This is a genomic window from Stieleria sedimenti (genome assembly GCF_025060895.1).
GTDB lineage: Bacteria > Planctomycetota > Planctomycetia > Pirellulales > Pirellulaceae > Stieleria > Stieleria sedimenti.
Window position 1 is genome coordinate 1 of record NZ_JANZKV010000208.1, and the last position, 15,532, is coordinate 15,532.

Consider the following 15,532-nt stretch of genomic DNA (forward strand, 5'->3'; position numbering starts at 1 on the left):
TGCAAAACTGGAACTTAGCGCACCACCGGAATCCGCTGTCTGCCCTCCCATCCGGGATGCAAAGATGTGGGCAAAATCCTTGTACGATCAACGATTAAAAAATTTCTCAGCCTGCTGGAATAGGCGATGCACACGAGATTTCCGCATGATTTGCGTTCCACTGTCCGAGAGGTGATAATGAACTGCGTCTGGCTGGGGACGTGAAGTCAATGACAGGCGACCTGCATTGATTTCACGTCCCGGGCCCGGCGATTCCCGCCCCGCCGCTCTCCCGGCGAAACGTCCCCAGGCGTTTGATTCGGTCAAGATGCCGAAGCAAAGCCGAGGGTCACCCGCCGAATAGACATTTCCCCGCCCATGACTGTATTGCAAAGCACGACTCGATGGATTTCGTTCGCCCTCTTGATCGGGCTGACGGCCGGGAACGCGTTGGCGGCGGAAAATTTTCAGACGAACATTGCTCCGTTCTTGGAGAACCACTGCGTCGTCTGTCACAGCGGCGATGATTTCGAGGGCGAAGTCAGCTTTGATCGCTTCGATGATTCGGCGAACATCCAAGACAATTACGATTTCTGGGAGAAGGTGTTGCGGTTGGTCGTTGAGCACCAGATGCCACCGGCCGACCAAACGCAACCGACCGATGACGAAATCGCCTCGCTCGGCCGAGCGATCGAATTCGAGTTCGATGCCTTCGATTGCACGTCGGTCAAGCGTCCCGGCCGTGTCACGATTCGTCGCTTGAACAAATCCGAATACAACAACACGATCCGCGATCTGCTGGGTTTGGATTTACGCCTGGCCGACAACTTTCCTTCCGACGACGTCGCCCATGGATTCGACAACGTCGGCGACGTGCTGACGATCCCCCCGATCCTGTTCGAAAAGTATTTGGAAGCCGCCGCGACGATCGCCGAAAAAGCGTTGGCCGACGAACAAGCGAAAAAACGAGTGCTGCCGCGGGAAGCGGCCAGTGACGATGAACAGGTCGCTGTCGCACGTGAGAACGTTCGCCAATTCGCCTCACGGGCCTTTCGGCGACCGATCACCGAAGACGAATCCGAACGCTTGTTCGGGATCATGCGGAACGCCTTCGAACGCGGTGCACCACGAGACGAAATCTTTCAGACCGTGGTCGCCGCGATCCTGATCCACCCGAACTTCTTGTTCCGCGTCGAACGGGACCCAGACCCCGACGATGAAGACGGGATCCGCACGCTCGACGGCTATGAACTGGCAACGCGGTTGTCGTACTTTCTGTGGAGCAGCATGCCGGATGAACGGTTGTTCAACTTGGCCGCCTCCGGCGAACTGACCAACAAAGACGTGCTGTCTGCGGAGGTCAAGCGGATGCTCGCCGATCCCAAGTCGCGGGCCTTGGTCGACAACTTTGCCGGACAGTGGCTGCAGCTTCGCGACGTGTCACTGTTGATGCCCGATCCGGTCCGGTTCCCCGACTTTGACGAACCACTGCGTCAGGCGATGCGTCGCGAAACTGAAACGTTTTTTGAGCAACTAATCCGTCAAGACCGCAGCGTTTTAGAATTCTTGGATGCGGATTACACATACGTGAACGAACGCCTGGCGCGGCACTACGGCATCGATTCGGTTCAAGGCGAGACCTTTCAACAGGTTTCCCTGCCGGCGGGGCGTCGCGGTGTGTTGACCCATTCGAGCATTTTGATGCTGACCTCCAACCCGACGCGAACGTCACCGGTCAAACGCGGCAAGTGGATTTTGGAGAATTTTCTAGCCGAACCGCCGCCGCCACCACCGGCCGATGTACCGGACCTGGAAGAGGGCGGAGAAGTCTTGGGTTCGCTGCGGGAACAAATGGAACAGCATCGCGCCAACGAGTCCTGTGCGGTCTGCCACCGCAAGATGGACGCCCTGGGCTTCGGGATGGAAAACTTCGACGCCGTGGGCGCTTATCGCGAACGCGACGGTGCCTATGAAATTGACGCCTCGGGCGAGTTGCCCGGCGGAGTCGAGTTTGACGGGGCCGATGAGCTGATGCAGATCCTGGTGCAGGAAAAAAGACAGCAATTCTGCAAGTGTCTGGCCAGTAAATTGCTAACTTATGCGTTGGGGCGGGGTTTAACCTCCTACGACCGGTGCACCGTCAATTCAGCGTTGGCGGCAATGGAAAACGATGGCTATCGATTCAGTTCACTCGTCCAAGCCATTGTCACGAGCGATCCCTTTACGATGCGTGAGAAGAAGCGAGACCAATGAGTATCCAAACGAGCCGACTGTCACGACGAACCGTTCTGCGTGGGCTGGGCGTTTCACTGGCCTTGCCATGGATGGAATCGACGGCGCCGAAAGCCGTCGCCGGGACCGCGACCACCCCAAACCGCATGGCGTTTATTTTTGTGCCCAACGGCGTCCACCTTCCCGATTGGACGCCCCAGTTGGAAGGCTACGGTTACGACTTGCCCTACATCCTCTCTCCCCTGGCACCGGTCCAGGATGACGTGTTGGTGATCAGCGGGCTGACCCATGACAAGGGGCGTGCCAACGGCGACGGGCCCGGTGACCATGCGCGAAGTGCATCGGTCTTTTTGACCGGAGCACAGCCGCGAAAAGAAGGCGATTTGCGTTCGGGGATTTCCGTCGACCAGGTCGCTGCCCAGGCGGCCGGTCAGGCGACCCGGTTTCCGTCGATCGAACTGGGGATCGAACCGGGACGCAGTGCCGGAAACTGCGACAGCGGTTACAGCTGTGCCTACTCGTCCAACATCGCCTGGTCGTCCGAATCGACACCGGTCAGCAAAGAAATCAACCCGCGGTTGGTCTTCCAGCGGTTGTTCGGCGACGGCACCCCCGTCAATGCAGATCAAAACGCGCTTCGTCGTGAGGCGCTACGTCAAAGCATTCTCGACTACGTCGCCGAAGACGCCAAGCGGTTGCAGTCCAAACTCGGACGCAACGACCAGCGCAAACTCGACGAATACCTTGATGGTGTTCGCGACGTCGAAAAACGCATGCAGCGTAAAGACGATGATTTTGATGTCTCCGAAGACGTCGACTATCCGGTCCCCGAGGGGACTCCGAAAGATTACGGCGAGCACATTCGATTGATGTGCGACATGATGGTGTTGGCCTTCCAGACCGATCGGACCCGCATCGCGACGTTCATGTTCGCCGACGCGGGCAGCAATCGAAGCTATCGTCACATCGGTGTCGGTGAAGGGCACCACAACTTGTCGCATCATGGTGGGGATGCCAACAAGCACGACAAGCTTCGTAAGATCAATCAATTCCACGTGGCGCAACTGTCGTACTTGTTGCAAAAGCTGAAATCGACACCCGACGGTGAGCAAGGCTCACTACTGGATCACACGTCGGTTTGTTACGGTAGTGCGATCAGCGACGGCGATCGACACAACAACGAAAATCTTCCCATTTTGCTGGCCGGCGGCAACCAGATCGATTTGGGACGGCATGTGCGTGTCGCTCCCGAAACCCCGATGTGCAACCTATTCATGTCGATGTTGGACCGATTCGGAACCCCCGTCGATTTCATCGGCGACAGCACCGGACGCATTTCGGAGCTGCAGATTTGAACGCGACCGCGCAACGATTGCTGTCAGGCTTGTTGGTGCTGGCCGTTTGCGTCGCGTCCGCCACGGCTGATTCACCGTCCGATGGTAATCAAACATCAGAAATCGCTCAGCTGGCGTCGGCGTTGTCCAGTGTCGAAATCGATGAGCGGCGGGACGCAGCCTATGCGCTCGCAAAACTCGGCCCCGACGCTCTGCCCGCGATCGATGCGCTGATCAAGGGATTGGGTGATCGCGACGATCAAGTCTGGATGCAATCGGCGATGGCGGTCGCACGCATCGGCCCCCAAGCAGAACCCGCAATCGACGCCCTGGTGCGCAGCTTAGGTGATGATGACGAACAACGACGCTATCGTTCCTCCTGGGCGCTGTCACGCATCGGCACCGCAGCGATTGAGGCACTGGTCGCCGCCGCCAAAGATGATTCGACACGGCGTCGAATCGCGGCGCTCGACGCGATGGGCTGGATGGCGGGTGATGCCGATCGCCTGCTTGAGAGTCTGGACGATGCGGTTCGTGACCAGAATCCCGACGTGCGACGTCAAGCAACTGTGTCACTGTCCCGGTTGGGGCCGGTAGCCGCCGATTCGCTCGGAGCGGCGTTGAACAGTGATGACGAATCGGTTCGCGCCATCGCGGCCGAGGGACTGGCAAAAACGAAACACCGCGCGGCCCCCTACCGGGATCGCTTGATCGAATTACTGGACGACCCCGCTTCGGCCGTCCGCGCCGCGGCAATCGTCGCCGTTTCCGTCGCGGCGGAGCCGGATGATCAGATGATTCAATGGATCATCGATGCCGTGCTGGACCCCGACGTCCAAGTGCGCAGCGGCGGCGTGATCGCGCTTCGCAATTTGGATGATGCCTCGGATCGAGCGGTCGACCGATTGATCGACCTTTTGGAGCAAGACGACACGCAACAACGTGACGCCGCCGCATTCGCGCTCGGCACGTTGGGCCCCCGTAGCGAAAGCGCGGTCGGCCCGCTCGTCGAAGCACTTAAACGAGACTCAGGCACCGATGCAGTAACCGATTCCGACCAGCCGATGCCGATCGATGAAGCGCTGCGACGAATCGGGGCCGCATCGGTTCCGGCACTCTTGAACGCTGCGTCGGATGCCGACCATTCTCGCGTCCGACTGGCCAAGGCGCTCGCGCAAATCGGCCCGCTCGCGACCCCGCCCCTGCTCAACGCCTTGCGGAGCGAAACGGGTCTGGCAAGAACGATCGCGGCACAGGCGATCGGAAAAATGCGTTCGGTTCCAGCGGCGGCGATCGAACCGTTGGCGGCCTGCCTGGATGATGCCGATCCGAATCTGCGTGAAGTGGCTGCGGCGTCGCTGGGGCGTTATCCGCAATTGGACGAGGCCGTGGTGTCGCGGCTTCGAACGCTGTGTCAAGATCCCAATCACGGGGTGCGAGCGGCGGCGGTGTTTGCCGTGGCCCACGTGGATCAGGACCAACCACGTGTCACCAAGTTGTTGCTCGGCGCGCTCGATGATGACGATCCCGAAGTGCGCCGCAGCGCGATCGGCGGTTTGACCCGAATGGAATCGAAATCCACCGCAGCGATCGACGCGTTGATCGTCGGCCTGGACGATTCCGACGCCAGCGTGCGCCGTGATGCGGCGATCGCGATCGAAGCGGTCGGGGAGTCTGCGCGACGATGCTCCCCGCGGTTGATGCAATTACTCGGCGATCAGGACGGCTCGGTGCGTGCCGCGGCGGCGGCGGCGTTGGCCACGACGGCCGAACCCTCGAAGGAACTGGTCGCGGCGTTGGGCAACGGTTTGTCCGATGCGGAGGATCCGGTCGTGCTCGCGTCGCTGCGTTCGGTCACGACATTGGGTGGCCAGGCCGGTTCGTTGGCCGACAACGTGATCGCCCTGACGAATCACTCGCGGTCCGATCTGCGGGCCGCCGCGTTGGCTTGCCTGGCAAAAATCGAATCGGACCGGGAAAAGTCTGTGCCGTTGTTGATCCAGGGGCTCGACGATGCCGACTGGGAGGTCCGTCGCGATGCCGCGGTGGCTTTGGGTGGTTTGGGTGCCGATGCCAAGTCCGCCGTGCCGGCGCTGTTCAAATTGTTGCCGGTTCCCGACGACACGAATTTTGCCAAAGACGCCCTGCGTTCGATCAATACCGCTGGTCCCGAAGCCGTGCCCGTTCTGTTGGAAGGCATCGAATCCAACGACCGACGGCAACAGTACTATTCGTTGTACATGCTCGGCAAAGTCCGTCCCCGCGCCACCGAAGCGATCCCGATTTTGAAACGTTTGCTGGAGGAAACCGACAGCCGAGGCATGAAGCGGGCATACGAACGCGCGATCGAGGAGATCAACGGTCTCGAATAATCGCCTCGTGGGGTAAGCATCCTGCTTGCCAGAAAAGTGGGGTAAGCATCCTGCTTGCCACTCGGGTATAAACGCAAGCAGGATGCTTACGCCACTCGAGAAACCGTCCCATGAGTTCAGACCATCGCCTCACGATTACGGGATATTCCACCGCGCTGTTTTCCACGTGGTATTTCGTCGACGAACTGGGCTGTCTGTTTGATTGTGGCGACGGGGTGTCGGCGGGCCTGCTCCAAAAGTCCAGGAAAGTCAAACACGTCTTTATCTCGCACGCCGACCGCGACCACTTGGCCGGATTGCTGCAATTCAATCAGCTCAATGCGCGACCGGAATTATCGATCTATTACCCACGCCATTCGGGATCGTTTCCAGCCTTCGCCGGGTTCATGGGAAAATTTGATCCACAGGTCTCGGGGACGAAGTGGATCCCGCTTGATCCGGGAGACGAAGTGCCGCTGCGAAGTGACTTGGTGGTGCGAGCCGTCGCCAATCGCCATGTGCCGATCCTCCCGGGTCGATCGAAAAGCCTCAGTTACTTCGTCGAAGCGATCAGCAACAAGCTAAAGCCCGAGTACGTCGGAATGTCGGGCAAGGAAATCGTGGCGATCAAGCTGGAGAAAGGGAAAGCTGCGATGGTTGAACCGTCCCGCCGAACCAAACTGGTCTATTCCGGCGATACGCCGATCGAAACCGACGGGCGGTACGACGATGCAGACGTGTTGATTCACGAAGCGACCTTTTTATCCGAAGAAGAAATGAACCCCGCCGATCCGAGTCTGAATCGGCACAGTTCGCTCGATCAGGTGATGCGGATGGTCTCCCAGAGTCGCGTCGAGACACTCGTGCTGGGGCACTTCTCGACACGTTATGATGGGCGACAGATTTTGCAGGCTGTCGCTCAAAACCGAGAACGCTATCCGATGGAGATCCCCATCAAGGTGATCCTGCCGGGTAAGATCGGTCGCGATATTTTGGCCGATGCCTGATTGATTCAATTGCCGCCGAAAACTTCATGAAGGAGTTCCGTATGCCCGAACCAGCCGTCTTGCCGGGAATCAAACTGTTTGATCTGACCAACCAAGTGGCCATGGTGACGGGGGGATCGAAGGGATTGGGGTATGCGATGGCGGCGGGACTGGCATCGGCCGGTGCCAATATCGCCTTGTGCAGCCGAGACGCTGCCGAGGCCGAACAAGCTGCGGTTCAGATCGGCGACGATTACGGGGTGCGCGCGATCGGCGTGCAGGCCGATGTGACCGACCCGGACCAGATCGAGACTTTTGTCACCAACGTCGAACAGGCGTTCGGCGCGGTCGACATCCTGTTCAACAACGCGGGCGTCAACATTCGTGGCGCGATCGGCGACTTGACCTACGAGGACTTTCGCAAAGTCCAGCAAATCAATGTCGACGGAGTTTGGTCGGTCTGCAAGGCCGTGATTCCCATCATGAAACGGCGCGGTCGTGGACGAATCATTAACTTGGCCAGCACCTTAGGGCTGGTCGGTCTGGCCAACCGCACCCCCTATGCGACCAGCAAAGGCGCGATCGTGCAGATGACGCGCGCCCTTGCGTTGGAACTGGCCGAAGACGGCATCACGGTCAATGCGATTTGTCCGGGACCCTTTTTGACGCCGATGAATGAGCCGATCGCGGAGTCGGAGGAGGCAAAAAAATTTATCGTCGGGGCGGTCGCATTGAATCGCTGGGGAAGGATGGAAGAGATTCAAGGTGCCGCGATCTATCTGGCCAGTGCGGCATCGAGCTACACGACCGGCAGCATGCTGGTCGTCGACGGCGGATGGACAGCGCGCTGATCGGCCCCGATTGGCTCTGATTGGCTCGGCAGAGACCGGATGCTGGCGTGAACTTGCCGATATTCTCGCAAAGCCAATAACGGTGTTCAACAAATCCCGCCGCGAGGTCGCGGCGGGACGACATCACGCCAACGAATTAGCTGGCTTTCACTTCGATGCGACGCGGCTTGACGGCTTCACTCTTGGGCAGCGTGATATTCAGCACGCCGTTCTTGAACTCGGCCGATACATTTTCGGAATCAATATCGCCGGGCAATTCGACCGTACGGCTAAACTTTCCATAGCCGCGTTCTTGACGATGCCAAGTTCCGCCCCCATGCTCCGGCGGCTTGCGTTCGCCCTTGAGAGTCAACTGGTTTCCGGTGACATAGATTTCCAAATCATCCAAGCAGAATCCGGGCAATTCGGCTTCGGCAAACAGGTTGTCGTCGTCTTCCCAGACGTTCAACGCAGGGTAACTTCCGACACCCATCACGCTGTCGTTGGTGCCACGGCTGAACAGTCGGTCCATCTCGCGGCTGAGCCGATTCAGCTCAGCCCAAGGTTCCCATCGCGTCGCTAACATGTTTGTACCCTCCTTTCAAACGGGTTCAAAAGAATGGTGTTTTCATCACGGGTGAAGGGGTTTGATTCACCCAAGTGCCTTTTTGACAGCCTTGGCTGTCCGCCGAGATAAATCTGCAACGGGCGTACCAATATTGAAAAGATTTTGCGCAGCACCCTCCGACCGCAGCACCCTCCGACCGCCTACCTGCCTTCGATCCATTTCACGCGACAGTCGGTATTCTCAACGAGTGAAAGTTTATCTCGCACGTCGTTTGCAATCGAATCGACGACGGCCCGGGGCAGATCGCCTTCGACGGTGACCGTCAAATGATCCATGTCGTCGGTATAGCGAACTCGCACTCCGTCGATGGTGATCTGCTTGGTCCGCCAGTCAGCATCGTCTTCAGGATCTGGATCGACCGGCGTGTAGTGCACCTGCGGTTTGTAAAGCGAGTCGTAGGCCTCCATGTTTGGCTCCCCACCGATCTCGTCAGCCAGATCGTCCTCAGAGTCCAAACCGGCCCTCGGGTACTCCAACGCGAATTTTCGCATATCGTAGTTCCAAAGGTGTAAGCCGCTCCCGTCATTGCGAGCCACCTGGAATCGAATCCATTGCCGTTTTGTCAATCGATCCCAACGGAATTCGGCAACAGACAACGACCAGTCATCAATGTTCTCCAGGAATCCATCGCCGGATAACACCTTGCCACCGCGGACAAGGATCGACGATCCGTCATCGCTGAGCGACGCCTGGTGATCGCTGATCCACCCCGGCTGTTCGCCGGTTGAATGAACTTCACTGATTGCAAGCGTTCGGGTGTCGAGCCGATAGATCTGCGTGCGACCGACATCTCGCTGATCGGGGTAGCCGACGTTGCCGAGGATCAGGATGCTTTGGTCGTCATTGACGGCCGTCGCGGAATGAAAATCAGTCGGCCGAAAGACGGATTCGGGGTACCCAAAGATTCGCAGTTCACTATCGAGTGACTCGATGATGACATCGTTGTAGATAAAGAAATCGGGATCGTAAAAATCTTCGTGCTCGCCGGCGATCCAAAACACGCGCCCGTCGGCCAACTCGGTTCTTGACTGCCCCATGCGACACCCAGCCCAGCGTGGTTCAATGGGAAAATCCACGCGGCGGAGCATCTTTTGTAGACGGCTTCGAAAACGCTCGTTTGCGTGATAGGGGTCGACACGACCGCGAAAAAGCCAGCGCCAGACAGGATTGGTCATGTCTTCAGCCGGTGAACGGCCACGAACAGCCTTCTGCCAACGACGAAAGAGTTTCGACGTCACCTCAGGTCCGGGCTCACGATCCTCGTCGGTCACTTCGTGTTCGTTGTCTGTCAAAACCATTCCACCAAATCGAGGTTCTCCACTCAACATTCCTTAAACCATCACGACACGCCATCCAGGCCGCAAGTTCGCACCCGATGTCCGATCGTTGCGCAAGCGTTCTTGAGGTGCGCAATAGCAGATTCAATGGAATTGGCAAAATGATACGGGGCAGAATAATGTCCTGACCGCTCGTGGCTAGCGAGAAGGCTCGGCGTCCTTCTTTCGGATCGCCTTTGCATCCAACGGAACGTGCCGATCAAACAGAGTGCCGTAGCGCTGGTAATCGTTGTAATCCACCGCCTGCTGCTTCCACTTCGCCAATTCCTGATCGTACCGCATTCGCATCTGTTCCAACGTCGCGGCGTACTCGGGGCTGTTGGCCTGATTGACAAGTTCCAGCGGATCGTTTTCGGTATCGAACAGTTCCTCGACCGGGTCCATTCGATCGTTGCCGAACCACCAGTACGTGTATTTGTGCTGTCGCGTCAGGCAGGTCAGGCTGTGGGTGGCGAGAGGCCCGTAGACGTTGATGAACGCCATCTGTTCATGGCCGCCCTCGTTGGGATTCTTCAACAGCCCCAGTAAACTCTTCCCATCCATGTTGTCGGGAATGGAAAGGCCGGCGAGTTCGAGCATCGTGGGTGCGAAATCGATATTGCCGGTCAACCGGTCGCATCGAATCTGCTTGCCGTTGAGTGGGCTGCGGGGGTCATAGATCATCAGTGGCACGCGCGAGGATTCTTCCATCGGCAGCACCTTGGAACCGTAGCCGTGTGCGCCACAAATGTAGCCGTTGTCGCTGGTGTAGATGACCACCGTGTTGTCCGCGACGCCTTGGGCCTTCAGTTCATCACGAATCATGCCGACCGCCACGTCGATGCCGTGGACCTGCTGGTGATACTTCCGCATCTCGCCATCGTAGTCGGTGTCGTAATTCCACTGGGTAAAGCGAGGGTATTGTCGGCCGGCCTTGCTTTGCGGCGAGAGATGTTCGGCGAATTCGCGGCCAAAGTTCGCCGGCTTGGTGAACGTCTTGCCTTCGTATACGGCATTGAACTGAGGATCGGGCGTCGCTGGTTTGTGTGGGGCCTTGAAACTGATTGAGAGACAGAACGGTTTGTCCTGTTTGGCGGCCGTGCGGATGAAGTCTTTGCCGAAAGCCCCGTAGGAGAGCGTCGAGTGAGGGTACCGCCTTGCGTACTCCGCCATCGACTTGTTCTTGGCCGTTTCGTAATGCGTCTGGCCGGGGCCGCCACCCCAAACATCGAAGTCGTCTTCGCACAACCCCTTGCCGTCCACCTCGATCCCGAACTTGCCGGCGAAAGCCGTCAGGTATCCGGCCTCGCGCAGCAGGACCGGATAAGACTTTGCCCACACCTCCGGACGCATGTTGCCGTGGCTGAAATTACAGCCCGTCTTGTATTCGTACATGCCGGTGAACACGTTGGAGCGACTTGCCATGCAGATCGCCGTGGTGTTGTAGTGGTTGTCAAAGACCATGCCGTCGCGGGCCAATTGGTCCATCTGAGGCGTTTGGACGTCGCCGTTGCCGTAGCACCCGACGGAGTACGTGTTCTGGTCGTCGGCGAACAGGAACACGATGTTGGGACGCGACGACGATTCCTCAGCCGCCGAAATCACCCCACCCCGAGACGCGGGAAGGGCAAACGTCGCAGCCAGCAGGAAGACGAGTTTCAGGTGGTGCATGGTGATGGCTGGTGAACAGGCGTGGTGGATCCATCTTTCCGAGCAAGTTCGCTACGGTGCGAACTCGATGACGTTTGGCCAGCCGAAACACGGCCAAACGGCGATCTTGCGGTGCGTAGTTTACACCAGACCGCGGCAGCCATCGCGGCGACCAGGCATGGAATGGCGATTGCCGCACTTTATTTCGGCACGTTAGTTGCCCCGAGCGTCGCTGCTCCAGAAACGTCACAGCGTGATCGACTGACGGTCATCTATTCCGGATTGCTGGGTTGGTACGACGGCAATCCAACGACACTGAATCCGCTCGAGCCGAAACTCAAATCGCAACGACTACCTCAGCTACGCAAACGAACTTGAATCAGGTCAGTTGAGCGAGTAACTGGATGAATTGTTCGGCTCGATCATCGTCGCTCATGGGTCCCTTCCGTTCGCCAGGCAGATCCAGACGTAGCGACAGTGCCGGCAGCCGACACTTTGGACACCGCCGACATTCTTTTGTAAAAAAGAGTGCATCGACTGTCCAAGGACGCTTGGGCGGGCACTGTAAGGCCACCCCAACAGACAATTCTCTTGAAGTTCAATCAAATGACGCAAAACATCCTTGGATTTGGCAACCACAGACGCGGCGTGCTGTGGACAGTCTCGCTCGCCGGCTACCTTGTTTTCGCAACGTTGTCGGGTGTAGCAGAAGCGAACTCATCCGAATCGGCGGCATCGGCTGGCACGGCCCCCGACCGTCGTCAAGAGACAGCCCGATCCGATCTCTTCTTTATTCTGACCGACGATCACCGCTGGGACAGCTACGGCGCGACTGGGAACGAAGATCCTGACGCGATTCGCAAGCACGCCCGTGACTACGATGTGAGCGTCGAGCAAATGGATGCGACGGTCGGCCGACTGATGAGCGCAATCGATCGACGTGGCCTCTTGCCGATCGTCGCAGGGCAATCGGTGGATGTCTGGGGCAACCGTTTTCTCTACGAAGCACCAACGCCCCAATTAGGCAGCCAGCCGCGATGGACGATCCGCAATGCGCGGTGGAAGTACGCCGGGACGCACGCGGATGGAATTTCGGGCAAGGTGTTCACGGAATTGTATGACCTGCAGTCGGACGCGGTCGAGAAACGCAATCTCGCTGACAACACCAAATATCGTGAGACGCTTGACGAGTTGAAAGGGATGCTCGTTCAACAGCTGACCGCGATCACGGATGACAAGTCGGACCTGGACGCGGCCGGCCCTACAGAACAAGAACCGACGGAGAACAGCAACCCACAAATCCCCATCGCTCTGCCCAAACCCGCTCGCACAGATCTTCTCATCAGCGGCGTTTATCCCCATCTGACGACGTACGGCGTCTACAGTCAAAACGGTGCTCACGATAAACAGGGCCACAACGAATGCGGTATCGGTGCCGTCGTGCCGTGGGCCGGAAAATTGTGGATGGTGAATTACGCACCACACATGCCTCGCGGCAGCGAACACAAGTTGTTCTCGGTTGACCCGGACTTATCCGAGCCCATGACGATTCATCCCGAAAGCGTGGGCGGAACGCCGGCAGGACGGATGATCCATACCGAATCGAATCAACTCTTGATTGCCCATCACTTGATCGACGAAAATGGAAACGTGCGTACGATTCAACCGAAGGACATGCCCATCCGCGTCACGGCAATCGCGCGTCACCTGGTCGATCCGGAGAACATGGTCTATTACGTCGACATGGAAGGATCCATTTGGGAAGCCAACGTCCACACGCTCGCGGTGAAGCGATTGTTCAAAAAGCCCGTCCCCGGTTGGCACGGCAAAGGCGGCTACACATCGCAGGGACGACTTGTCATTTCCAACAATGGAGAGTTGCATGTCGGCGACTACAAGGACGTTTTGGTGGGCGGCGAAGCGAAAACGCCGGAAGAACGAGGCGTGTTGGCAGAATTCGACGGCACGAACTGGAACATCGTTGAACGAAGACAGTACACCGAAGTGACCGGTCCCAAGGGAATCACCGGCGGCAGTGATGGCAACGATCCGATTTGGACCATGGGCTGGGACCGCCGCAGCGTTCGCTTGAAAGTCCTGGATAACGGGACATGGCACACCTACCTGCTGCCCAAGGCCGCCTACTGCAATGATGCCGAGCACGGATGGTATACCGAATGGCCGCGCATTCGCGAGATCACCGATGGTCGCTGGATGATGGACATGCACGGGATGTTCTTCGATTTCCCCAAGACATTCTGCAGCTCAAACTCGGCAGGCATCCGACCGATCGGCAGCCATTTGCGATACGTACCCGACTTTTGTCAGTGGAACGGCAAGCTGGTGTTGGCGACCGACGAAACCAGCATCCAGGGCAATCCACTCGCCGGACAACCGCAAAGCAATCTTTGGTTTGGGACCTACGACGATCTCAAAACGTGGGGCCCGGCCAGCGGATATGGCGGACCGTGGATCGAAGACGAAGTGAAAGCCGACACGCCATCGGATCCGTTCCTCATTGCCGGTTTCGATCATCGCATCCTGCACCTTGCGATCGGACGAATCAAACCAGCCGCCGAACAGACGTTGCGCACCGCCGATCAACTGCCGATCACCGAGTTGCCCGAGTCGCTCGCGAGCCTCCCGCGCGTCACCATTTCTCGTGGCGATTGGCGAAAGCCCGCAGACGGCTTTGAGTTTGTTGTCACCAAGCCCGCGACGGTTTACTTGGCTGTCGATGGTCGCGGCGAATCGATGTTGCCGCCCGATTGGACTCAAACCGACCTGACATTAACTTGGGGAAAAGCGGTGCACGACCACATTTATGTTCGTGACTTCCCAGCCGGAAAGGTCTCGATACCGGGCAATTCATGTGAGCATTCCGAGGGTGCGTTTGGAACGCCACATCTCGCATTCATCAAAGCCGACGGCGGTTCCGCCGACACCGTTTCGTGCGTCGGCAGAGCTTCGATCAAGATGCCGACTCAACGCGACACCGCACCGTCAACAACCGGAACTCCGGTCCACGTGACGCTGCAGGTTGACAAAGATGGCAACAATGCTTGGACCGACTTGGAAACGATTCCGTTGGCTGTCGGTGGCTCCAATGCCAAAGTGCTGCCCAAAGACTTGGATGCGGAGTGGTTGCGATTGGTCGTCGATCGCGACTGCCTGGCAACCGCCATCCTGCACCAGACAGCCAGCCAATTCGTCGACGGCGACGCTGCCGAGAACAGGACGCTATTCGCCGGCCTCGCCGATGTCGGTGAGGACGCCCTGGCCGGCATCGCCTACCCGGCGAAACGCAATCGAAATCTTCGAGTCATTACCGGTGACGGCCGCAACTTCGATTTCACCAAGGCGGACTTCGCATTCGAACCAGACAAGCCCGATCCAAAACTCGCGAGGCTTCTGCACGTCGAACCGGAGTTTTTGGTCGACGACGCATCTGTCATCTTGAACCACGGCGGCAAACGCCTGCGATTGCCCAAGGGCGACGCCGCCTACGACACGCCATTCGCCTCGGGTTGGCCGCGAGCGTCGCGAGAAGTCGAATCCGAACGCCACCTTGCCAACATCCACGGCACGTTCTACGAAGTTCCGCTGGTCACCAACGGTGCACCGCCCGCATGGAATCTGATGCGTCCCGTGTCGAGTCACTCGAAACAGATCACGGACTTCTGCTCCTGGAACGGCTTGCTGGTGCTTTGCGGCGTCCGACCGGACGCCGCTGCCGACGGTCATGTTTTCCGCGACGAGAAACAGAAAGCCGGTCTCTGGTTCGGCGGAATCGATGACCTCTGGAAACTCGGCAAGCCTGCCGGACACGGCGGCCCATGGCTGCAGACGCAGGTCCGACCAGGGATCCCATCGGATCCGTACCTGATGAAAGGCTACGACCAAAAGACCGTCACGATCTCTCACGGTGGCTCGAAACCAGTCCGCATTACCCTTCAGATTGACCTCGACGGAAACGGCCGCTGGGTGAACCACCATCGCTTCGACGTTCCCGTCGGCGAGCCTCTGCGGCATGAGTTTCCAAAGGGCTTTTCAGCGTGCTGGATACGGGCTGTCTGCAATACAGAAACCTCCGCAACCGTTCAGTTCGACTATCGCTAGCGGTCGCCATCATCAACCACTTCCTCGATTCCCGACTCCGACGTCGCCGACTTCCGTGGTAGTGGGAAATTCGTCGGTTGCTCCAACAGGCCGGCCCCGTATCGCTC

9 protein-coding genes and 1 pseudogene are annotated in these 15,532 nt (G+C 58.3%); 7 read left to right on the forward strand and 3 right to left on the reverse strand.

All coding sequences use genetic code 11. The features are described 5' to 3' along the window. The first annotated feature begins 357 nt into the window (after nucleotides 1–357). The 5 genes from NZK35_RS25320 (at nucleotide 358) to NZK35_RS25340 (ending at nucleotide 7,733) form a co-directional block, all read left to right on the forward strand. Entirely contained in the window at nucleotides 358–2,232 is a 1,875-nt protein-coding gene (locus tag NZK35_RS25320; protein ID WP_259635315.1) for a DUF1592 domain-containing protein, read from the forward strand. After that, nucleotides 2,229–3,566 carry a DUF1552 domain-containing protein gene (locus NZK35_RS25325; protein ID WP_259635316.1) on the forward strand — a complete coding sequence of 446 codons (1,338 nt, stop codon included), beginning with the start codon at nucleotides 2,229–2,231 and terminating at the stop codon, nucleotides 3,564–3,566. Before NZK35_RS25320 ends, NZK35_RS25325 begins: the two co-directional genes overlap by 4 nt. After that, a complete protein-coding gene (locus NZK35_RS25330) occupies nucleotides 3,563–5,917 on the forward strand; it encodes a HEAT repeat domain-containing protein (RefSeq protein WP_259635317.1) in 2,355 nt (784 codons plus the stop codon). The genes NZK35_RS25325 and NZK35_RS25330 overlap by 4 nt, the downstream gene beginning before the upstream one ends. Before the next feature lie 110 nt (nucleotides 5,918–6,027). Then, nucleotides 6,028–6,903 (forward strand): MBL fold metallo-hydrolase, encoded by an 876-nt coding sequence (locus NZK35_RS25335; RefSeq protein ID WP_259635318.1) that lies wholly within the window; start codon nucleotides 6,028–6,030, stop codon nucleotides 6,901–6,903. Nucleotides 6,904–6,944: 41 nt separating this feature from the next. Next, the gene (locus tag NZK35_RS25340) at nucleotides 6,945–7,733 is read left to right on the forward strand and encodes an SDR family NAD(P)-dependent oxidoreductase (protein ID WP_259635319.1); all 789 of its coding nucleotides are present in this window, start codon (nucleotides 6,945–6,947) and stop codon (nucleotides 7,731–7,733) included. 136 nt (nucleotides 7,734–7,869) lie between these two features. On the opposite strand, the gene NZK35_RS25345 is transcribed toward NZK35_RS25340, so the two are convergent. The 3 genes from NZK35_RS25345 to NZK35_RS25355 all read right to left on the reverse strand — a co-directional run bounded on the left by NZK35_RS25345 (nucleotide 7,870) and on the right by NZK35_RS25355 (nucleotide 11,327). After that, nucleotides 7,870–8,298, reverse strand: a complete 429-nt coding sequence (locus NZK35_RS25345) for an Hsp20/alpha crystallin family protein (RefSeq protein WP_259635320.1) — start codon at nucleotides 8,296–8,298, stop codon at nucleotides 7,870–7,872. 182 nt (nucleotides 8,299–8,480) lie between these two features. After that, nucleotides 8,481–9,377 carry a hypothetical protein gene (locus tag NZK35_RS25350; protein ID WP_259635321.1) on the reverse strand — a complete coding sequence of 299 codons (897 nt, stop codon included), beginning with the start codon at nucleotides 9,375–9,377 and terminating at the stop codon, nucleotides 8,481–8,483. 438 nt (nucleotides 9,378–9,815) lie between these two features. Continuing rightward, complete coding sequence (locus NZK35_RS25355) at nucleotides 9,816–11,327, reverse strand: sulfatase family protein (RefSeq protein ID WP_259635322.1); 1,512 nt, start codon at nucleotides 11,325–11,327, stop codon at nucleotides 9,816–9,818. Nucleotides 11,328–11,576: 249 nt separating this feature from the next. On the opposite strand from NZK35_RS25355, the pseudogene NZK35_RS25360 reads away from it, so the two are divergent. Beyond that, a pseudogene (locus NZK35_RS25360) lies at nucleotides 11,577–11,669 on the forward strand (alkyl sulfatase dimerization domain-containing protein); the annotation flags it as partial. Between the two features lie 243 nt (nucleotides 11,670–11,912). Next, nucleotides 11,913–15,425 (forward strand): hypothetical protein, encoded by a 3,513-nt coding sequence (locus tag NZK35_RS25365; RefSeq protein WP_323379671.1) that lies wholly within the window; start codon nucleotides 11,913–11,915, stop codon nucleotides 15,423–15,425. Nucleotides 15,426–15,532 lie beyond the last annotated feature (107 nt).

Coding starts and splice junctions, on each gene's coding strand:
- NZK35_RS25320 (WP_259635315.1), top strand. CDS start 358: ATGACTGTATTGCAAAGCACGACTCGATGGATTTCGTTCGCCCTCTTG.
- NZK35_RS25325 (WP_259635316.1), top strand. CDS start 2,229: ATGAGTATCCAAACGAGCCGACTGTCACGACGAACCGTTCTGCGTGGG.
- NZK35_RS25335 (WP_259635318.1), top strand. CDS start 6,028: ATGAGTTCAGACCATCGCCTCACGATTACGGGATATTCCACCGCGCTG.
- NZK35_RS25340 (WP_259635319.1), top strand. CDS start 6,945: ATGCCCGAACCAGCCGTCTTGCCGGGAATCAAACTGTTTGATCTGACC.
- NZK35_RS25345 (WP_259635320.1), bottom strand. CDS start 8,298: ATGTTAGCGACGCGATGGGAACCTTGGGCTGAGCTGAATCGGCTCAGC.
- NZK35_RS25350 (WP_259635321.1), bottom strand. CDS start 9,377: ATGGGGCAGTCAAGAACCGAGTTGGCCGACGGGCGCGTGTTTTGGATC.
- NZK35_RS25355 (WP_259635322.1), bottom strand. CDS start 11,327: ATGCACCACCTGAAACTCGTCTTCCTGCTGGCTGCGACGTTTGCCCTT.
- NZK35_RS25365 (WP_323379671.1), top strand. CDS start 11,913: ATGACGCAAAACATCCTTGGATTTGGCAACCACAGACGCGGCGTGCTG.